Source organism: Paenibacillus darwinianus, from assembly GCF_000598065.1.
GTDB lineage: Bacteria > Bacillota > Bacilli > Paenibacillales > Paenibacillaceae > Paenibacillus_I > Paenibacillus_I darwinianus.
This window is the reverse complement of the sequence record NZ_KK082158.1, coordinates 1-2,629: the sequence shown is the minus strand read 5'-3', so window position 1 is coordinate 2,629 and position 2,629 is coordinate 1. Positions and strand designations below refer to the sequence as shown.

At 62.2% G+C, this 2,629-nt stretch carries 4 protein-coding genes; all 4 read left to right on the top strand.

From position 1 onward, the window contains the following. A partial coding sequence (locus BG52_RS07800; RefSeq protein WP_036581577.1) for a precorrin-6A/cobalt-precorrin-6A reductase occupies nucleotides 1-501 on the top strand: 501 nt, incomplete at its 5' end. 52 nt (nucleotides 502-553) lie between these two features. Next, nucleotides 554-1,204, top strand: a complete 651-nt coding sequence (locus BG52_RS07795; RefSeq protein WP_036667069.1) for a precorrin-8X methylmutase — start codon at nucleotides 554-556, stop codon at nucleotides 1,202-1,204. Between the two features lie 14 nt (nucleotides 1,205-1,218). Next, nucleotides 1,219-2,328: a cobalt-precorrin-5B (C(1))-methyltransferase gene (locus tag BG52_RS07790; RefSeq protein WP_036581582.1), complete on the top strand. Its 1,110-nt coding sequence runs from the start codon at nucleotides 1,219-1,221 to the stop codon at nucleotides 2,326-2,328. Continuing rightward, nucleotides 2,321-2,629, top strand: a 309-nt coding sequence (locus tag BG52_RS07785; protein ID WP_263280390.1) for an SAM-dependent methyltransferase, incomplete at its 3' end; no start/stop codon positions are given. The genes BG52_RS07790 and BG52_RS07785, both read left to right, overlap by 8 nt.

Here is a 2,629-nt window from a genome sequence, read left to right as displayed (position 1 = left end):
GGTATTCCGTACATCCGGTTCGAGCGCGCGTCTCTGGTTTACGGCGACCATCCGCGGCTGACTGTCGTCGCCTCGTACGAGGAGGCGGCGCTGGAGGCCAAGCGCCGCAAAGGCTCGGTCATGCTGACGACGGGCAGCAAGACGCTGCCTATTTTCGCCGGGCATCTGATTGGCGACCCGGATATCCGGCTAGTGGCCCGGATGCTGCCGCGCCGCGACAATATGGAGAAGTGCGAGGAGCTCGGGGTCGAGCAGAAAAACATTATCGCCATGCAAGGTCCTTTCACCCGCGAGCTGAACGAGGCACTCTATCGCCAATACGGCACGACCGTCATGGTGACGAAGGAGAGCGGCAGGATCGGCGCCGTGGACGAGAAGGTAGAGACCGCCCTGCAGATGGGTATAGAGGTCATACTCATCTCTCGGCCCGAGCTGGAGTTTGGCACGGTGTTCACCGATTATGAGGGCGTGCTGGGGCAGCTGGAGGAGTCGGCACGATAGAGCCGATTAGCATGAGAGGAATCGATCAGGGAAGACGAGGAGGCGTTTCATAGTGGATTTCAAAACCGAATTCAAGCAGCTCACCGTTCAGCCGGAGGAGATCGAAGTGAAGAGTTTCGAGATGATCACCGAGGAGCTGGGCGCGCATTCGTTCACGCAGGAGCAGTACCCGGTCGTACAGCGCGTCATCCATGCGTCGGCGGATTTTGAGCTGGGGCGCAGTCTGGTGTTTCACCCAAGGGCGATCGAAGCGGGAATTGCGGCGATCCGAGGCGGCAAGCGAATCGTCGCCGACGTGCAGATGGTGCAGGTAGGCGTAAGCAAGCCGCGCATTCATAAATTCGGCGGGGATGTTGACGTGTACATATCCGATCCCGATGTGATGGCCGAGGCGAAAAGACTGAACACGACTCGGGCGATCGTCTCGATGCGCAAGGCCGTCAAGGAGGCGGACGGCGCGATCTATGCGATCGGCAACGCGCCGACCGCCCTGCTGGAGCTGATTCGGCTGGTGAAGGAAGGCGAGGCGCGGCCGGGGCTGATTATCGGGATGCCGGTCGGGTTCGTGTCCGCGGCGGAGTCGAAGGACGAGCTGCGCAAGCTGGACATTCCATTCATCACGAATATCGGACGCAAGGGCGGGAGCACGATTGTGGTAGCCGCGATTAACGCGCTCTCGATCATGGCCGCCGCAGAAGCGTAAACCGGGGTGATTCGATGAGCGAATTCACGGCGCCGGAGAAGGATCCGAAGGAGATGCGCCACGGCTTTACGACCGGCGCCTGCGCGACGGCGACGGCCAAGGGAGCGGTAACGATGCTTGTGGCCCAGACGATGGTGGAGCAGGCGGAGATTTGGCTGCCGGCGGGTTTTTACCATACGTTCGTGCTGGTCGAATGCGAATGGACCGCAGATATGGCGCAATGCGCCACGATTAAGGACGCGGGCGACGACCCGGATGCGACGCACAAGGCGAAAATCGTAGCCACCGCGACATGGGCGGACGGCGAAGGCATCGAGCTCGACGGCGGCATCGGGGTCGGGCGCGTCACGAAGCCGGGGCTTGCGATCCCGGTCGGGGAAGCGGCAATCAATCCGGTTCCCCGCCGGATGATCCGGGATGCGGTGGCGTCCGTGCTCGAAGAGCATGGCGTGAGCCGCGGCGTGCGGGTGGTCATCTCCGTCCCGGACGGGGAGGAAATCGCGAAGAAAACGCTGAATGCCAGGCTGGGCATTCTCGGCGGCATCTCGATTCTCGGCACGCGGGGCACGGTCGTTCCATTCTCGACGGCGGCATACAAGGCAAGCGTCATTCAGGCGATTCGGGTGGCGAAGGCTGCCGGCTGCGGGCATTTGGTGCTGACGACGGGCGGCAGCAGCGAAAAGGCGGCGATGAAGCTGAATCCCGAGCTCGGCGAGGAAGCGTTCGTGCAGATGGGCGACTTTGTCGGTTTCGCGCTGCAGCATGCCAAGCGCAGCGGCATGGACAAGGTCAGCCTTGTCGGCATGATGGGCAAGTTCTCCAAGGTGGCGGCCGGTGAGATGATGGTTCATTCCAAAAGCTCGCAGGTCGATTTCGGCTTTCTCTCGGCGATAGCCGCGGAAGCGGGCGGGTCGGAGCGGCTGCGGGAGGCGATCCTGGCGGCCAATACGGCGGCACACGTCTCGGAGCTGGTGACGGAGGCGGGGCTGTCCGGCTTCTTTGACAGGCTGAGCGAGCATGTGTGCCGTCGCAGTCTGGAGCATATCGGCGGCGGCCCCGTGATCGAAACGGTGCTTGTTACGATGAAAGGCGAAACGCTGGGAAGGGCGGAGGTCAGTGGCTAGAAAGGTGAACATTATCGGAATCGGCGACGACGGGGGAGCGGGCCTGCCGCCTGCTATCGTACGGAGGATCGGCGAAGCGGACGTGCTGGTCGGGGGCGAGCGGCAGCTTGCTTTTTTCCCGGAGTTTGCAGGAAGGCGAATCGTGCTCAAGGGAGGCTTGTCTCGGACGGCTGAGGAGTTGGCCGATTTGCGTCAGGAGTCGGATGTCGTCGTACTGGCGTCGGGCGATCCGTTGTTTTTTGGCATTGCGGGCTATTTGGCGAATAAGCTGGGGCGCGATGCGGTGGAGATACATTCACAG